The sequence below is a fragment of the Ramlibacter pinisoli genome (genome assembly GCF_009758015.1).
Classification (GTDB): Bacteria; Pseudomonadota; Gammaproteobacteria; order Burkholderiales; family Burkholderiaceae_C; genus Ramlibacter; species Ramlibacter pinisoli.
The window spans coordinates 1,207,118-1,222,500 of the sequence record NZ_WSEL01000009.1 but is presented as its reverse complement, the minus strand read 5'-3'; the positions used below and the strand labels follow the sequence as shown (position 1 = coordinate 1,222,500).

Annotated in this window: 13 protein-coding genes; 7 read left to right on the top strand and 6 right to left on the bottom strand. The window is 70.7% G+C overall.

From position 1 onward, the window contains the following. Positions 1-278 precede the first annotated feature (278 nt). Both GON04_RS20210 and GON04_RS20205 read left to right on the top strand, forming a co-directional pair. Positions 279-1,787: a sensor histidine kinase gene (locus GON04_RS20210; protein WP_157399796.1), complete on the top strand. Its 1,509-nt coding sequence runs from the start codon at positions 279-281 to the stop codon at positions 1,785-1,787. Further along, on the top strand, positions 1,780-2,424 hold the full coding sequence (locus GON04_RS20205) for a response regulator (protein ID WP_157399795.1): 645 nt from the start codon (positions 1,780-1,782) through the stop codon (positions 2,422-2,424). The genes GON04_RS20210 and GON04_RS20205 overlap by 8 nt, the downstream gene beginning before the upstream one ends. A gap of 29 nt (positions 2,425-2,453) precedes the next feature. On the opposite strand, the gene GON04_RS27125 is transcribed toward GON04_RS20205, so the two are convergent. The 3 genes from GON04_RS27125 to GON04_RS20190 form a co-directional block, all read right to left on the bottom strand. Then, positions 2,454-4,916 carry a cytochrome-c peroxidase gene (locus GON04_RS27125; protein ID WP_157399794.1) on the bottom strand — a complete coding sequence of 821 codons (2,463 nt, stop codon included), beginning with the start codon at positions 4,914-4,916 and terminating at the stop codon, positions 2,454-2,456. A gap of 12 nt (positions 4,917-4,928) precedes the next feature. Further along, complete coding sequence (locus tag GON04_RS20195; protein ID WP_157399793.1) at positions 4,929-7,229, bottom strand: hypothetical protein; 2,301 nt, start codon at positions 7,227-7,229, stop codon at positions 4,929-4,931. Between the two features lie 280 nt (positions 7,230-7,509). Next, positions 7,510-7,956, bottom strand: a complete 447-nt coding sequence (locus tag GON04_RS20190; RefSeq protein ID WP_181653682.1) for a hypothetical protein — start codon at positions 7,954-7,956, stop codon at positions 7,510-7,512. A 329-nt stretch (positions 7,957-8,285) separates the two neighbouring features. On the opposite strand from GON04_RS20190, the gene GON04_RS20185 reads away from it, so the two are divergent. Together GON04_RS20185 and GON04_RS20180 are read left to right on the top strand one after the other, a co-directional pair. Next, positions 8,286-9,641, top strand: a complete 1,356-nt coding sequence (locus tag GON04_RS20185; RefSeq protein WP_157400797.1) for an MFS transporter — start codon at positions 8,286-8,288, stop codon at positions 9,639-9,641. A gap of 99 nt (positions 9,642-9,740) precedes the next feature. Further along, positions 9,741-10,535, top strand: coding sequence for a class I SAM-dependent methyltransferase (locus tag GON04_RS20180; RefSeq protein WP_157399792.1), 795 nt, complete (start codon positions 9,741-9,743; stop codon positions 10,533-10,535). A gap of 126 nt (positions 10,536-10,661) precedes the next feature. On the opposite strand, the gene GON04_RS20175 is transcribed toward GON04_RS20180, so the two are convergent. Next, complete coding sequence (locus GON04_RS20175) at positions 10,662-11,228, bottom strand: NADPH-dependent FMN reductase (RefSeq protein ID WP_157399791.1); 567 nt, start codon at positions 11,226-11,228, stop codon at positions 10,662-10,664. Positions 11,229-11,414: 186 nt separating this feature from the next. Between GON04_RS20175 and GON04_RS20170 the strand changes: the two genes are divergently transcribed. After that, positions 11,415-12,068: a trimeric intracellular cation channel family protein gene (locus GON04_RS20170; RefSeq protein ID WP_157399790.1), complete on the top strand. Its 654-nt coding sequence runs from the start codon at positions 11,415-11,417 to the stop codon at positions 12,066-12,068. Between the two features lie 26 nt (positions 12,069-12,094). On the opposite strand, the gene GON04_RS20165 is transcribed toward GON04_RS20170, so the two are convergent. Then, positions 12,095-13,027: a LysR family transcriptional regulator gene (locus tag GON04_RS20165; protein WP_157399789.1), complete on the bottom strand. Its 933-nt coding sequence runs from the start codon at positions 13,025-13,027 to the stop codon at positions 12,095-12,097. A 69-nt stretch (positions 13,028-13,096) separates the two neighbouring features. Here GON04_RS20165 and gstA point away from each other — a divergent pair, with 69 nt between their 5' ends. Beyond that, entirely contained in the window at positions 13,097-13,711 is a 615-nt protein-coding gene (gene gstA / locus GON04_RS20160; RefSeq protein WP_157399788.1) for a glutathione transferase GstA, read from the top strand. Then, complete coding sequence (locus tag GON04_RS20155; protein WP_157400796.1) at positions 13,708-14,427, top strand: glutathione S-transferase family protein; 720 nt, start codon at positions 13,708-13,710, stop codon at positions 14,425-14,427. Before gstA ends, GON04_RS20155 begins: the two co-directional genes overlap by 4 nt. Here the strand turns inward: GON04_RS20155 and GON04_RS20150 are convergent. Then, on the bottom strand, positions 14,406-15,383 hold the full coding sequence (locus GON04_RS20150; protein ID WP_181653681.1) for a Bug family tripartite tricarboxylate transporter substrate binding protein: 978 nt from the start codon (positions 15,381-15,383) through the stop codon (positions 14,406-14,408). The genes GON04_RS20155 and GON04_RS20150 overlap by 22 nt on opposite strands.

Below are 15,383 nucleotides of genomic sequence, written 5' to 3'. Positions count from 1 at the left end.
GTGCCATCGCCTGTCGGCACCGCCGGCCCTGCGTTCCGCTCTGGCGCGGGCCGGCAGGACGCCGACAGGGAGCGGGGGCAGGCGGGTGCGTTCCCCGCATGTGGGGAAAAACGCCCCCCACCGGAAAGCCACGTGGCAGCGGCGAAGTTGTCCGTTGCACGCGTCATTCGCGCCAGCCCCCTTGCAGCGAGGGTCCGGACGTGGGAAGGTTCGAGCGCGAGGAGGGGGCGGGTAGTCAGTGGCTCGCCTGATGCTTGGACCTGCCCGGGAGGACTTCAATGCGTTCGATCAAGGCGCTGCGGCCGTTCGGTGGATGGTGGTCGACTGCGCGCGACGAGCAGCCTGCGCGCTCTGCCCGGGCGGGGGCCAGGCGGGTGCTTCGCGCGATGCAGGTCCGGTTCTTCCGCCTGTCGCTGTCGCAGCAGTTCCTGCTGTTGAGCTTCCCCATCCTGCTGGGCGGCACGCTGCTGATCGGCCACTGGATCGGCCTGCGGGTCCAGTCCAGCGTGGTCCACCGCATGGGTGCCGTGACGGCGCTGTACGTGGACAGCTTCATCGCCCCCCACTCGCAGACGCTGCTGCGCTCCGACGACCTCACCGAGACCGACCGGGCCGAGCTTGCCCGCCTGCTGGAGAGCACTCCACTGGGCCAGAAGGTGGTCAGCCTGAAGATCTGGCGTCCCGATGGCCGGGTGCTGTTCAGCACGACGCCGGAGGAGGTCGGGAAGACCTACCCGGTGGACGAGGGCCTGGCGGCGGCGCTGGCCGGCGGAATCTCGTCGGAGCTGAGCGTGCGCGAGGACGAGGAGCAGCAGGCGCACGGGCAGCCGCGTCCCCGCATCATCGAGACGTACACGCCGATCCATGCCGACAAGGTGGGCAAGATCATCGCGGCGGCTGAGTTCTACGAGGAGGCCGACGAGGTCGACCGCGAGGTCGCCGTGGCCCAGCGCCAGAGCTGGTTGCAGATGGCGGGGGCCATGGCCGCCATGTACCTGCTGCTGTTCGTGGTGGTGCGGCGCGGCAGCCAGACGATCGAGCGGCAGCAGCGCGAGCTGGGTGACAAGCTGGCGCAGCTCACGGTGCTGAACGCGCAGAACGCCGACCTCCACCATCGCGCCCGGCGCGCGGCGGTGCGGGCCACGGCCCTCAACGAGAACTTCCTGCAGCGCTTGTCGGCCGATTTGCACGACGGGCCGGGCCAGGACCTCGGGTTCGCCCTGATGCAGCTGACCACCGAGGACCCGGCCTGCACCGGAGCCGATGGCAGGAGCTGCCGCGTGACGGGCCAGCTGGCGCCCGTGCGCGCGGCCGTGCATGCTGCCCTGGCCGACCTGCGTGCGATCTCGGCCGACCTGCAGCTGCCGGATGTGCGCAACCTCACGCTGGCCGACCTGGTGGCGCGGGCCGTGCGCGACTACGAGGTCAAGACAAACTCGAGCGTGCTGGTCGAGTGCGACGTGCACGGGCTGGTGGTCCCGGCCCGCACCAAGATCACCGTCTGTCGCGTGCTGCAGGAGTCGCTGGCCAATGCCTACCGCCATGCCAAGGGCAGCGGCTGCCGGGTGAAGGTGCATGCCGACCGGGACAGCTTGACCGTCGAGGTCAGGGACGAGGGCCCGGGGCTTGCGGCCGACTACGCGCGCAAGGGCCGGCTCGGGCTGGTCGGCATGCGCGAGCGGGTGGAGATCGCGGGCGGCACCCTGGCCGTCGAATCGGCGCCGGGCCGGGGCGCCCTGGTGCGGGCCGTGCTGCCGCTGGGCGCGCAGGAGGAAGACAATGGTTGATCGCATCAGCGTCGTGGTGGTCGACGACCACCCCCTGTTCCGGCACGGGGTGGTCACCTCCCTGGCCGGCGAAGCCGACCTGGAGGTGGTCGGCGAGACCGATTCGGGCGAGCAGGCCCTCCAGCTGGCGCGCACCCTGATGCCGCGCCTCATGCTGCTCGACATCAGCATGGAGGGCTGGGACGGCATCGTCACGGCCGAGAAGGTCAGCACCGCCTGCCCCGCCACCACCATCGTCATGCTGACCATGTCCGACGACAAGGACCGTCTGCTCGCCGCCTTCAAGGCGGGCGCCCGGGCCTACGTGCTCAAGGGCGTGTCGGGGCAGGAGCTGGCCCGCGTGCTGCGCGCGGCCGCCGCGGGCGAGGTCTACGTCTCGCAGTCGCTGGCCGGCGAGATGCTCGTCTCGCTGACCCAGGGCAAGGCGCCCGACCCGCTGCAGGAGCTGACCCCGCGCGAGCGCGACATCCTGGCGCTGATCGGCGACGGCTACACCAACCGCGAGATCGGCGAGAAGATCTTCCTGTCCGAGCAGACCATCAAGCACTACGTGACCAACATCCTGCAGAAGCTGCAGGTGCGCAGCCGGGTCGAGGCGGCCCTGCTGGCGAGCCGGCACGGCAAGCCCTCGCGCTGAGGGGGCGCCCCGCTGGAGGGGCGCTTCCCCTACTTCTCCTTCTTCGGCTCCTTGTCGTCCTTCTTGTCCCCCTTGACGTCCGCCTGCTTCGCCTCGACGAAGGGCGTTCCCAGGTCGTCCTTCATGCAGGGGCGGGGCGCGACACCCTTGGCACCGACTTCCGGCAGGTCGATGAACTCGTCGACCGCCTTGATGTCGTTCCTGACCGCGGTCAGCTTGGTCGTGGTTCCGGAATGGCCGTTGGGAATGCGCAGCGCCGGGTGGTCGAACGGGGCCCGCTCGCAGGCCACGCGGCGGTCGGTCAGCGCATTGCGCAGGAAGGCCACCAGGTCGTTCTTCTCCGCCGGCGTGAGGCCCAGCGGGCGGATCGCGGGATGCACGTTCGAGCCGCCGCCGTTCGGTGCCGTGGCGCCGCCGAAGCCGGTGGTGTCGTTGCCGTCCGGCCCGCGGCGGTCGCCACCCCGGTTGTAGAACTCGACCACCTGTTCCAGGGTGAAGCGGCTGCCGTTGTGGAAGTACGGCTGGGTGAGGGCGATGTTGCGCAGGCTGGGCACCTTGAAGGCGCCGTCGACACCGACCCGCGAGAGCGCCGGCGAAGGCGGCAGCCAGCAGCTGAACGCATGGCTCTTGACCGAGAACAGGCAGGGGTCCACCAGGAAGCGGTCCGGCGCCGGCTGGCCGCCCAGCCGGGCGAGGTACTGGCGCGAGAACGACAGGGAGTTGCCGAACGGGTCGGTGCCGCCGACCCCGACGTCCTCGGCCGTCGGCCGCACGCCGATGTTGTAGAAGCCCGAGTCGTACAGGCCCAGCGTCCCGCGGCCCACGAACATCTGCTCCACCAGGTTGGTTTCGCCGCGGGTCTGCTGCAGCCCCGAGCCCGCCGAAGTGAACTCGGCGCCGCGGTGGCACGACACGCAGGTGGCCTTGCCGCCGCGGAAGATGGCCAGTCCGCGCCGTTCCTGCACCGACAGCGCATTCGGATCCGGCGGGCTGCCCGACCAGCCGACGAAGCGGTCGATCGGTGCCTCGTCGGAGACCAGCGTCGTCTCGTAGAGCATGATCGCCAGGCCCCACAGCATGGAGAAGTTCGACTCCATCTGGCTGAAACCGGCGTAGGTGCCCGGCGCGCTCCACCACTCGGGCAGGAAGGCCGCCTTGATCATCTGCTCGTAGGTCTGCGTCAGCCCCACGCCCGTGGAGTCGCGCAGGGGCGCGAGCACCGAGTCTTCCGCGTGGACCTTCTGCCCGGACAGGGCCCGCAGCGGGATCATCTTGCGGCCGAGGTAGGGGAAGGTCTTGTTGGCGCACGACATCTCGAAGTCGCTCAGCGCCGGCCCGACCGCCTGCGAGGCCAGGCTGGCGTTCGGCAGGTGGATCCGGACCCAGGCCGCCTGGCCCTGGCCCTGCCGCTGCAGCACCCGGGCATCGGGGTCGCGCTCGCCGAACGGGTTGTTGCCGTTGAAGGTGTTGTTGGCGCGGCCGTCCCAGAAGTTGCGGTAGTTGAAGACCGCGTTGATCACGGTCGGGGCGTTGCGCGGGGCCACCCGGCGCGTGAGGATGCCGTGCACGCTGAATTCGTCGACCGGGCGGTTGCCGCACTTCTCGGTGCCGCCGGAGGCCAGGCCCATGAAGTCGCCGGCGAAGGTGCCCTGCGAGGAGACGACGTCGTTGGTCTGGAACGTGATGGCGGAGTTGCGGTCGAGGGGATTGAGCAGCCGCAGGAACGGGAAGTCCTCGGGCTTGAGCACGTAGTTGGGCCCGCCCTCGCCGGTGAACGTGCGGTTGAAGAGGTTGTCGCTGCCCCGCTGCCCGGGGTTGAGCTGGTTCTTCAGGCGGTTGTCCGCGCCGGCCGAGAAGTGGCAGCTTGCGCAGGCCTGGCCATCACTGCCGACCTTGGCGTCCCAGAACAGGGCCTTGCCCAGCGCGATCGCGGCGGACCTGTCGCGCACGAACTGCTCGATCCCGGTGACGGGCGGAATGGGCGTGGCCTTCAGGGACACGAGCGGCGGCACCAGGTCGACCGTGCCGATGTGCGCGTTGACGGCGGGAATGGCGGGCCGGCCGCCCACCGTGGCAGTTGCCGCGACGCCCTGCAGCGGGACCATCAGCTCGCCGGAATCGGAGATGACGGTCTGCCCCATCGTCATGGTCTCGGGCGAGCCGCGGATGGCGTCGATGGAGACGGTGAGGGGCTGCTCGCCGGAGGCGTCCACGCTGGAGCCCGGCACGCTGGGGTTGCCCGGCAGGCGTTGCGTGGGATCGAGGCTGGCGGCCAGGTTGGCCGTCTTGCGGGTGATTCGTGCCGGAAGCACGTCGGGTTCTTCGACCAGGTCGGCAATGCCTGGACGCCCGGGTCCGCGGGCGGACACCGGCGAGACCACCATCGTCGTGGCCAGCACGAGCAGGAGGGCGCGCTGCCAGGGCGCGGCACCCCGGGCGCCCGCAGGGGAGCGCTTGGCGGGGCGGGGAGTGGCGGGCTGGATCGTGGTCATGATCGTCCACCGTCACAGGCAGGTCAGCCGGCGCGTGGGCACGCAGGCACGGGTGGTGATGGCTGTCGTCGTGGCCTTTCCGCCGTAGCTCGAGCGCACGGTGATCTGGGTGGGCGGCACCAGCGTCGGGATGCCGTTCCCGCCCGCGCCCTGCGGGTCGACGATGAACCCCGGAGCCAGCAGCTGCCAGCACGGTTCCGTCGTCGGGCAGACGGCCGGCGCCGCGGGCGAGTTGCCCGCGAGCACCATGCCGACGTTGATCGGGTTGTCGACGCTGCCGGGCACGCCGGGCTGCAGGCCGGCGTTCACCAGGCTGGCCGTCATGAACATGCCGGCCGGCGCGGGGCTCTTGCTGGAGGTCACGACCAGGTTCACCTTGCCCTTGCCGGCCCGGTTGTCCCAGCTGGCCGCGACGATGGTCAGGACATCCGGCGCACCGGCCACCGGCGGGAACTCGCGCGCAGCGACGCCGCGGGCGGTGGGACACAGGGAGCCGTGGAAGATGGGGTCGTCCATCGGCGGCGCCCAGGGCGCAGGATCGAGCTGGCCCACCACGGGGGAGAGGCTGCCCGGCCCGTCCACCGGCCCGGAGCCGCAGAACAGGAAGGGCAGGTCCTGGAAGTTGTTCGGCACCATCGCCTCGCCGAACAGCAGGTTCTCCGGGAAGATGAACTCGAAGTTGGGCAGCAGGTACTGGCCGGCGTTGAGGCCGTTCGCGAACGTCTCGGTCGAGCGCTGCTGGAGCGTGCAGGGGCTGTCGGGCCCCGAGCTGTTCGCGCACATCGTGCGGCTGACGGCCCGGTAGTTGCGGGTCGGCGGCAGGAACGCGCCGTTGTTGTTGGCCGGCGTGCGGAAGCGGCCCAGCAGCGGGGTGGACACGGGGCTGTGCGTGCCGAGCAGCCGTTCGGTCACCACGCCGCTGACCGGGTCCTGGTCCAGCGCGAACAGGTCGACGAGATTGGTGATGTCGGTCGTGAAGCCGACGAACTTGACGCGGCCGGTCGCTTCCTGGTTGATGCCTGCCACGGGGCGCGCATCGGTTCCCGCGAGGACCTCCTCGACGAAGGTGTAGGCCGGCGGCAGGTTGGGCTGCGTGTAGATGCCCAGGTTGGCCGTCATCGTGTGCGCCGAGACGTAGCTGCCGGCGCTGTCGGTCTTCAGCGTGCCGTTGAAGACGACGTTGTCGCCGATCTCGAAGGGCACCTGCCGGGTCGGGTCGGTGGGGCAGAGCGGGTCCGGCCCGGGGCACGAACCGGTGACGCCGGGCGGCGGCGAGGTGCGGGGCGCATCCATGACGTAGGTCATGCAGTAGCCCATGTTGGGCGTCGGGAACGGCGTGAGGCCCAGTTCGGCAGGAAAGCTCCTGCAGTACGGGGCGAGCGGCCGGTTCGACTGCGGGCATTCGGGATCGACGGCCCCGGCGATGAACGGGTTCACGCGCGGGATGCACATCGGGTAGCCGGTGGAGGCATGGACGGTGGGGTTGTCCGTGTCCGGCGTGAAGCGCGGATCGAAGCCGGGCTCCTCGACGCAGTCGGCGCGGCCGTAGCACCTGGCGGCGTGGCTCTTGCCATAGCGGCCGACGGCGTCATTGAGCCGCACGCGCGTGACGCCCGGCGGTGGCGGGCTGGGGCAGGCGTACGGGGCCACCGTCGGATCGACGGGCGTGCCGCCGACCTGCACCTCGCCGGTCGCGTAGTCGATGCAGCTGATGGTGCCCTGGCCGGCATTGGTCGACTGCTGCGAGATGAACACCAGGCCGGCGAGGTACTGGCCGTTGACCACGTTGCCGACGACGTGGATCTCGTACGAGGGCAGGGGGGCGCTGGCACGGACGGTTCCGTCGGGACCCGGCGCGGTGAGGAATCCGGGCCGCGTCGCCATCACCGTCGCCCCGCTGACCGGGCCGATCGCGTCCGCCAGCGCCAGTCCGGTCTGGCCGGCCGGCGTGATGTCCGTGGGGCCGCCCGAGAACAGGTCGGCCCACGTCAACGTGAACGCCGGCATCTGCAGGACAGTGTTGCAGGGGATGATCACCTTCTGGCCGTTCAGCGTGACGGTGCCGCCGGCCAGGCGGGGATGGGTCGGCCGGCAGATCGTGCCGTTCGCATCCAGCGTGGCTTCCTGGATGAACCCGGTGATGTCGAAGCCCGGTGGAACGCCGGGCACCGCGGGGATCACGGGGGCCATGAATGGCGTGCCCTGTGCCAGCGCGGGCCGGGCGACGGCGATCAGCAGGGCGAGCAGCAGCAGCCCGGCTGCCGGCCAGCGCAGCGCGGAACGGTGGGCCGTGGACGGTCGCAAGAGGGGCATGGCAACTCCTGGTGGCAGCGAGAACGTGCTCACTGCACAGGCTGTGCCATTGGCTCAGCGTGACGGCCGGACGGGAGGCTGGAAGCAGCTGCTGAGAGTAGAACTGGCGTCAGGCGCCGGCCCGACCCGTGCCACGCGACAAGGGTTCACCCTGGCTCGGCGGCGGGCGATTCTCCCCAACTTTGGGGCCGGGTGGGGAGCTGGTTCGCCGGGGCGAGGTGGCCCGGCTCAGAGTCGCCTGGAGAGGGGGTTTCGCACTGTCGAATCGTGCGGACGCGGCCTAGCGTCGCCCGTGCCCGTGGCCGCCATGGCCGCCATGTCCGTGTCCGCCATGACCGTGGCCGCCGCCGAAGAAAAAGCTCCCCGACAGGTAGAACGGCGAGTACCCGTAGTACGGGTAGGCGTAGTAGGGATAGCCGTAGTAGGGGTACGCATAGGGGTAGGCGTACGGATAGGGATAGGCGTAGGTCGTCGGCGCAGGCGTGTAGACCTGTGCGTTCGGGGCCGCCGTCCCGTCTGCCGGCACCTGGACCGAGCCGTTCGGTGCCTGCGTCCCGTTCTGCACCTGGGCCGTCGTGCCCGCAGTCCCGGCCGTCGAGCTGGTGGTTCCCGGCTGCTGGTAGTAGACCGTGGGGGAGCCGTAGGGATACCCGTAGCCATACGGCGCATACGAATAGCAGCCCCCCAGCGCGGCGCAGGCAGCCAGCGGAAGCAGCAGTGATCTCATGCGGACCTCCTGGCGGGAGATGACGTCCCCCTTCCTGTTCATACCCCCGGCGACCGGCGAGTGCAAGCAGGCGCGGCCGCATGTTGCAGAGCAGGAAGCGAAGCGACGACCGTTACCGGTTCCGGTGGCACTTTCGTTTCGCTGCACACCGCCGCCGGCTGCGAACTCATCGACAGCGACATGCGATGCCGGGACGGCCGCAGCGCGCGGTCGCCGCCATGGGCCCGACGTAGACTTCAGCAGTGAGCGACAACAACAGCGGAGGGGACGTTTCGACCCGCAGGACGGCCGTGCCCGACGGGCTGCCGGTTCCCGAGCGCTACTGGGCGATGGCAGCGAGCCTGCTGGGCATCTCCGTATCCGTGATCGACGGCAGCATCGTCAACCTGGCCCTGCCCGACATCACGCGCGACCTCGGCGCGTCGGCCTCGGCGTCGGTCTGGGTGGTCACGGCCTACCAGCTCGCCATCCTGGGCCTGTTGCTGCCGTTCGCGAGCCTGGGCGAGCGGCTCGGCTATCGCCGCGTCTACCTCTGGGGCCTGGGTCTGTTCACGGTGTCGTCCCTCGGCTGCATCGCCGCGGTCAACCTGCCGATGCTCGCCACGGCACGGGCCATCCAGGGGATCGGCGCGGCCGGCATGATGTCCGTCAACGCGGCGCTGGTGCGGCTGATCTATCCGTCCAGCATGCTGGGGCGCGGCATCGCCCTCAATTCCGTGACGGTGGCGACATCTTCCGTGGCCGGTCCCACCGTCGCTGCGGCCGTGCTGTCGATCGCGTCCTGGCAGTGGCTGTTCGCGGTCAACATTCCGCTCGGGGTGCTGGTGCTCTGGCTGGGCCGGCGGTCGCTGCCGCACAGTCCCCCCCAGCCGGCGTTGGGCCCGCTACGGCTGGTCGATGCCGGCCTCAACATCCTGATGTTCTCGCTGGTGTTCCTGGGCGCCGATGCGATCGGCGCGCGGGCCGGGACGGAACGCGCCGCAGCGCCGGCCGGCGTCGGCATCCTGCTGCTCGCAGCCGGCATCGTTGTCGGCATCTTCTATGTGCGCAGGCAGCTCGACCAGCCTCGTCCGTTGTTTCCGGTGGACCTGCTGCGCATCCCCGTCTTCGCGCTGTCGATGTGCACGTCGGTCACCGCCTTCGCGGCGCAGACCCTGGCCTTCGTGGCCTTGCCCTTCCTGTTGCTCGAAAGCGAGGGCCGCAGCTACTTCCAGGCCGGCCTGGTGATCACCGCCTGGCCGCTGGCCACCGTGTGCCTGGCGCCGATCGCCGGGCGGCTCATCGCCCGCCATCCCGGCGGCTTGCTGGGCGGCATCGGGCTGGGGTCGATGGCGCTGGGCCTGGCCGCACTGGCCGCGTTGCCGGCGCACGCGTCGGGGCTGGACATGGCCTGGCGGCTGGTGCTGTGCGGCGCGGGGTTCGGGCTGTTCCAGTCGCCCAACAACCACACCATCATCACCAGCGCCCCGCTCGCGCGCGCCGGCGCGGCCAGCGGCATGCTGGGCTCCGCGCGCCTGACGGGCCAGTCGGTCGGGGCGGTGCTGGTGGGCGTGATCTTCGGCCTGCTGGGCGTGCGCGATGGCCGCGGGCCGGTCGTCGCGCTCGCGGCGGCGGCCGTCCTGGCGGGCTGCGCGGCCGTGTTCAGCACGCTGCGCCTGCGCCACGGCGCCGCACGCCCGTCCTGATGGGGTGCCTGCAGCCGGCCGTGCGGATGGGCCGGTTGCCGTTGAAGACAGCGTGGGTGGCGAGTACATTGGCCAGCCCACCGTGACGAAGGCTTCTCCATGCGCTCGCAGCCATCCGATCACTGGCAAGTCGGCAGTGCGTACGAGCGCTATGTCGGCCGTTGGAGCCGGCACGTCGCGCCTGCATTCCTGGCCTGGCTGGATGAGCCACCCGGCCGGCGATGGGTGGACGTGGGCTGCGGCACCGGCGCGTTGTGCTCTGCCATCGTCGAGCGTTGCGCACCCGCGGCACTGACCGGGGTCGAACCGTCCGGGGGCTTCATTGCCGCGGCGCGCCAGGCGCTGGCCGATCGTGTCGACCTGCGCCAGGGCAGCGCCGCCGCCATTCCGCTGCCGGACGACTCGGTCGACGTGGTCGTCTCGGGCCTGGTCCTGAACTTCCTCCCGGACCTGCCGGCGGCCCTGCGGGAATCGGCCCGGGTGTGCACGCCGGGCGGGACCTTCGGCGCCTATGTCTGGGATTACGCGGGCCGGATGGAGCTCATGCGGCACTTCTGGGATGCGGCCGTCGCGCTCGATGCCGCCGCGGTGCAATGGGACGAAGGCCGGCGCTTCCCCATCTGCCGTCCGGATGCCTTGCTCGGCGCCTGCGCTGCCGCCGGCTTCGGCGCCGCGGAGACGACCGCCATCGAGATCGCCACCCCGTTCGCCAGCTTCGAGGACTTCTGGGAACCGTTCCTGGGCGGCCAGGGCCCGGCGCCCGCCTATGCCATGTCGCTCGACGAGCAGGCCCGCAACGAGCTGAGGCGCACGCTGCGCGAGCGGCTGCCGGCAGAGGACGACGGATCGATCCGGATGGTCGCCCGGGCCTGGGCGGTCCGGGCAACCGTGTGATTGCGGACGCAGGACGCGAGGGCCGCCGCCCGCTAGCGGCGATGCACTCACCGGCCCATTAGGGGCGTCGAGGCGCGCGGCGAAAGGGGGAACCGTGCGCGCCGGGATATGAAGCCTGTTCGCTCCTCATGGCCGTGCGGGCGGCGCCTGCAGCGAAGCAACGAAACCGTGGAGGAACTGCTGCAGCTGCGCCTTCACCTTCTCGTCGACCATCTCCCCGGCTTCATTGAACACCTGGCCCGCGCGCGAGACCATCAGCCGGCCGCCGAACCACGGCCGCGTGCCCAGCGTGCGCAGCACAGGCAGCCAGGCGTTCTGCGCGAGGATGGTGCCGAACCCTCCCGGCGACGCACCGATCACGGCGACCGCGCGGTTGCCGAACACCCGCGCGATATCGCCATTGGGCCGGCTCAGCCAATCGATGCCGTTCTTCAGCACGCCCGGCATGCCGTTGTTGTATTCGGGCGTGGCGAGCAGGAGACCGTCGCAGGCGACGATGCGTTCCTTGAGTGCCTGCACGGCCGCGGGGATGCCGTCACGTGCCTCCACGTCCCCGTCATACAGCGGGATGCCGTGCAGCGTGGCGATCTCCAGCGTCGAGCCCGCAGGCATGAGCGCCGCGGCCGTGTGCAGCAGGGCGGTGTTGTACGAGCCCGAGCGCAGGCTTCCCGAAAGTCCCAGGATGGCGGTCATGGCCTGCTTCCCCAGTCGTGGTGTCGAACTCACCATTCTGCGCCGCACGGGACCTCGCGTTCGCCGACCTCACGACCGCTCGTGGAACAGCTGAAACGCGCTGTCCTTCAGGTCGTGCCAAGCCCCACGCCGGCCGATGGTTCGGCTGCCGGTTGCGCGGATCGCAAACGGTGAACAATGGCCGCGATGGCCAACACCGACCTCGTCCTGACATGGTTCCACACGCTGGTGGAGGCAACCGCCAACGTCGCGTTCGCGCTGTCCGGCCTGCTGGCCGGCGTCCGCAAGCGGCTCGACGTGGTCGGTCTCTGCGTGGTCACGGGGCTGGCGGCGTTCGGCGGCGGCACATTGCGCGACGTGCTGCTGGATCGGCGCCCGTTCTTCTGGGTCGCGCAGCCCACCTGGCTGTGGATCCTCATCGGACTGGCCATCGCTGCCATCCTGTTCCTGCGCGCGGGCCACTTCGAGTTCACCGAGAAGGCCATCCAGTGGCCCGACGCGCTGGGGCTCGGGCTGTTCACGGCCAGCGGCACGCAGCTGGCACTGGCCCAGGACCTTCCAGCCATCGTCGCCGTGCTCATGGGCGTCGTCTCGGCCACGGCCGGCGGGGTCATGCGCGACGTGGTCTGCAACGAGATCCCGACGGCCCTGCGCGACCATCGTCCCTATGCCGTTTGCGCCTTCCTGGGTGGCTGGGCCTACGTGCTGGCTGTTCACTCCGCGCTGCCGCCCGGGCTGGCTTTCATCGTCGCCGCGGTGGTGGCGACGGGATTGAGGGCCTGGGCGCTGGTCACCGGCTACCAGCTCCCGGCAGGCCGCAGCGCCGCGCCCGGCGACTAGAACCCAGAGCGGGCGCAGGCGCCCCCTCACCTGGCGGCGCCGGTCCGGCGCCGGCCGGCGGGTTCTTCCGCCTGCGGCAGCCGGATGCCGTCGCCGAGGTGCTGGTACACCGCGGCAATCCGCCGCAGGTGGCGCGATTCGGGATGGGCGAGTAGCCAGAGGGAGGATTCGCAGCCCTCCAGCGGCGGCGTCAACGCCTTGAGTTGCGGTTCGACGGCCAGCATGAACAGGGGAACGATGCCCACGCCCAGCCCGGCCGTGATCGCGTCGGCAACCGAGACGATGCCGTCGACCAGGTGGCGCGGCGCGACCTTCTGCAGGTGCTGGCGCCGCCAGCGCACCGAGGGGTGGTCCGGCATGGCGTCGTCCGGCGCGATCCAGTCCAGTTGCTCCAAAGCCGGCGTCCTGGCCGTGGCGCGGGAGCGCAAGCCGCACACCGCGAACTGGATCCTGCCCAGCGACCGGCCCACCAGGTGTTCCGGCGGCTTGGCCGTCGCGCGCAGCGCAATGTCGGCGTCGCGCTTGCTCAGGCTCAGGAGTTCGTTGGTGGCGCGCAGCTCCAGCTGGAGCAGGGGATGGGCGCGCGCCAGCGCCGGCAGGCAGGGCAGGACCAGCCCCCGCAGGACGGAATCGGTCGTGCTGAGCCGCACCCGGCCGGACACCTGCGCGCCCGTCGCGAAGGCCGCTGCCCGCGCCGCTTCGAGTTCCGTTTCGATGCGTTCGGCGTGGCGCGCGACGTCGCTCGCGGTATCGGTCGGCAGGTAGCCCTGGCGGGTCCGCTCGAACAGGCGCTGGCCGAGCCGCTGCTCCAGCCGCTGCAGGGAACGGAACACGGTGGAGGCGTCGCTGCCGCACCGCTGCGCTGCCGCCGCCAGCGTGCCGCCGCGCACCAGGGACAGCACCATCGCCAGGTCGGCGGCCGTGAGGCTGTATTGCGTCGATGCAATCGGTGATTTCATGAACGCCTGTTCTCATTGCGTCGCTGCAATCCTACAGTGGCGTCCACCAACTACCGCGAGGACTTTTCCATGAAGCTCTATTTCGCCCCCGCCTACTGCTCCCTGGCCGTGCACATCGCCCTGCGCGAAGCCGGCATCGCCGCGGACCTGGTGCAGGTCGACACCGTCGCCGGGCGCACGGCCGCCGGGGCCGACTATCGCGCCATCAATCCGCGCGGCTATGTGCCGATGCTGGAGCTGGACGACGGCAGCCGCCACACCGAAGTGGCCGCCCTGCTGCAGTACGTGGGCGACCTGGCCCCGGCCAGCGGCTTGATGCCGCCCGCCGGCAGCCGGGAGCGCTTCGAGGTCCTGCAGTGGCTCACCTTCGTCTCCAGCGAGCTTCACAAGGGCTTCAGCCCCTGGCTGTTCCACAAGGAGACGGCGGACTCCACCCGCCAGGCGGTGCGCGCGAAGCTCAAGCAACGCATCGGCGACCTGGAGTCGCGGCTGGCCGGGCGTGAGTGGCTGGTGGGCGACCGCTTCACCGTGGCCGATGCCTACGGCTTCACGATCATGGGTTGGGCGCCCATGGTGGGCATGGGCCTGGCCAGCTGGCCCAGCGTGGTGGCCTGGCTCGATCGTGTCCGTGCGCGTCCCCAGGTGCGGGCCGCGCTGCAGGCCGAAGGCCTGCTGAAAGGCTGACCGTGGAACTCACGCTGGTCAGCCATGTCCTTTGCCCCTACGTCCAGCGCGCGGCGATCGTCCTGGCCGAGAAGGGCGTGCCGTTCTCCCGCCGCTGGGTCGACCTCGCCGCGAAGCCGGACTGGTTCACCGCGATCTCGCCGCTGGGCAAGGTGCCGGTGCTGCTGGCCGGCGGCGAGGCGATCTTCGAGTCGGCGGTGATCTGCGAATACCTCGACGACACCCGGCCGCCGCGCCTGCATCCCGAGGACGCGCTGCAGCGGGCGCGGCATCGCGCGTGGACGGAGTTCGGCTCCGGCGTGCTGGACACGATCGGCGCCTACTACCGAGCCGCCGACGCGAGGCAGCTTGAGACGCAGCGCGACCTGCTGCGCGCGCGCTTCGGGCAGCTTGAGCAGGCGCTGGACGCCGAAGGGCCGTTCTTCGCCGGCGCCTCGTTCAGCATCGTGGATGCGGTGTTCGCCCCCGTGTTCCGCTACTTCGACGCGTTCGAGTCGGTCGGTGAACCCGGCTGCTTCGACCACACGCCCCGCGTGCGGGCCTGGCGGGCCGCGCTGTCCGGCCGGCCTTCGGTCCGGGCCGCCGCCCTCCCGGACCATGCCGAGCGGCTGCAGGCCTTCCTGGCGGCACGCGGGAGCGAGTTGTCGCGCCGGATCGCTTCGTCCGGTCCGGCAGCCCGGCGCCGGTCGAACGATCAGTCGAGCGAAATCTTCTGATCGCGAATCAGCTTGTGCCAGCGCGCGACTTCGCTGCGGTTCAGGTCTGCGTAGTCCTGCGGCGTGCTGGCGACCGGCTCGATGCCGAAATCCACCAGCTTCTGGCGCACGGCCGGCGTGTTGATCGCGGCGGCCACCTGCTTCTGCAGGGCATTGACCACGTCGGCCGGCGTGCGGGCGGGCGCCACGATGCCCACCTGGGCGGCGGCCTCGACGTTCTTGAAGCCCAGTTCGGCGAACGTGGGCACGTCCGGCAGTTGCGGCAGGCGCGTGGGGTTGGCCACCGCCAGCGCGCGGATCTTGCCGCCCTTGATGAAGCCCGCGCCGGCGGCCAGGTCGACCATCATGGCGGGCACCTGCCCACCCGCCAGGTCGGCGAGGGCGGGCGCAGCGCCGCGGTACGGGATATGGACCATGTGCAGCCCGGCATGGACCTTCAGCAGTTCCATGGCCAGGTGGTGCGGGCTGCCGGCGCCGGCCGAACCGTAGTTGACGCTGCCGGGGCGGGCCTTGGCCTTGGCGATGAAGTCGCGCGCGTCCTTCGCGTCGGAGCCGGGGCCCACGACCAGGATCATGGGGAACTTGCCCATGAGCGTCACCGGCACCAGGTCGCTCTCGGGGTTGTAGGTGAGCTTGGAATACAGGGCCGGGTTGAACACCATGGTGCCGTTGTCGGCCGAGAGGATGGTGTAGCCGTCGGCCGGCGAGCGCGCTACGTCCACCGCGGCGATGGCCGTGTTGCCGCCCGGCTTGTTGTCCACCAGCACGGTCTGGCCGGCCTGCGTGGACAGCTGCTGGCCGATGGTGCGGGCCAGGAAGTCCGAGCCACCGCCGGCCGGGTAGGGGACCACCCAACGGATGCTCTTGGCGGGGTAGGTTTGCGCGTAGGCGGTGCCGGTGCCGCCGAACAGGGCGGAGACGGCCAGCAGGCTGGCGGCGCGTCGTCTGTTGATCAC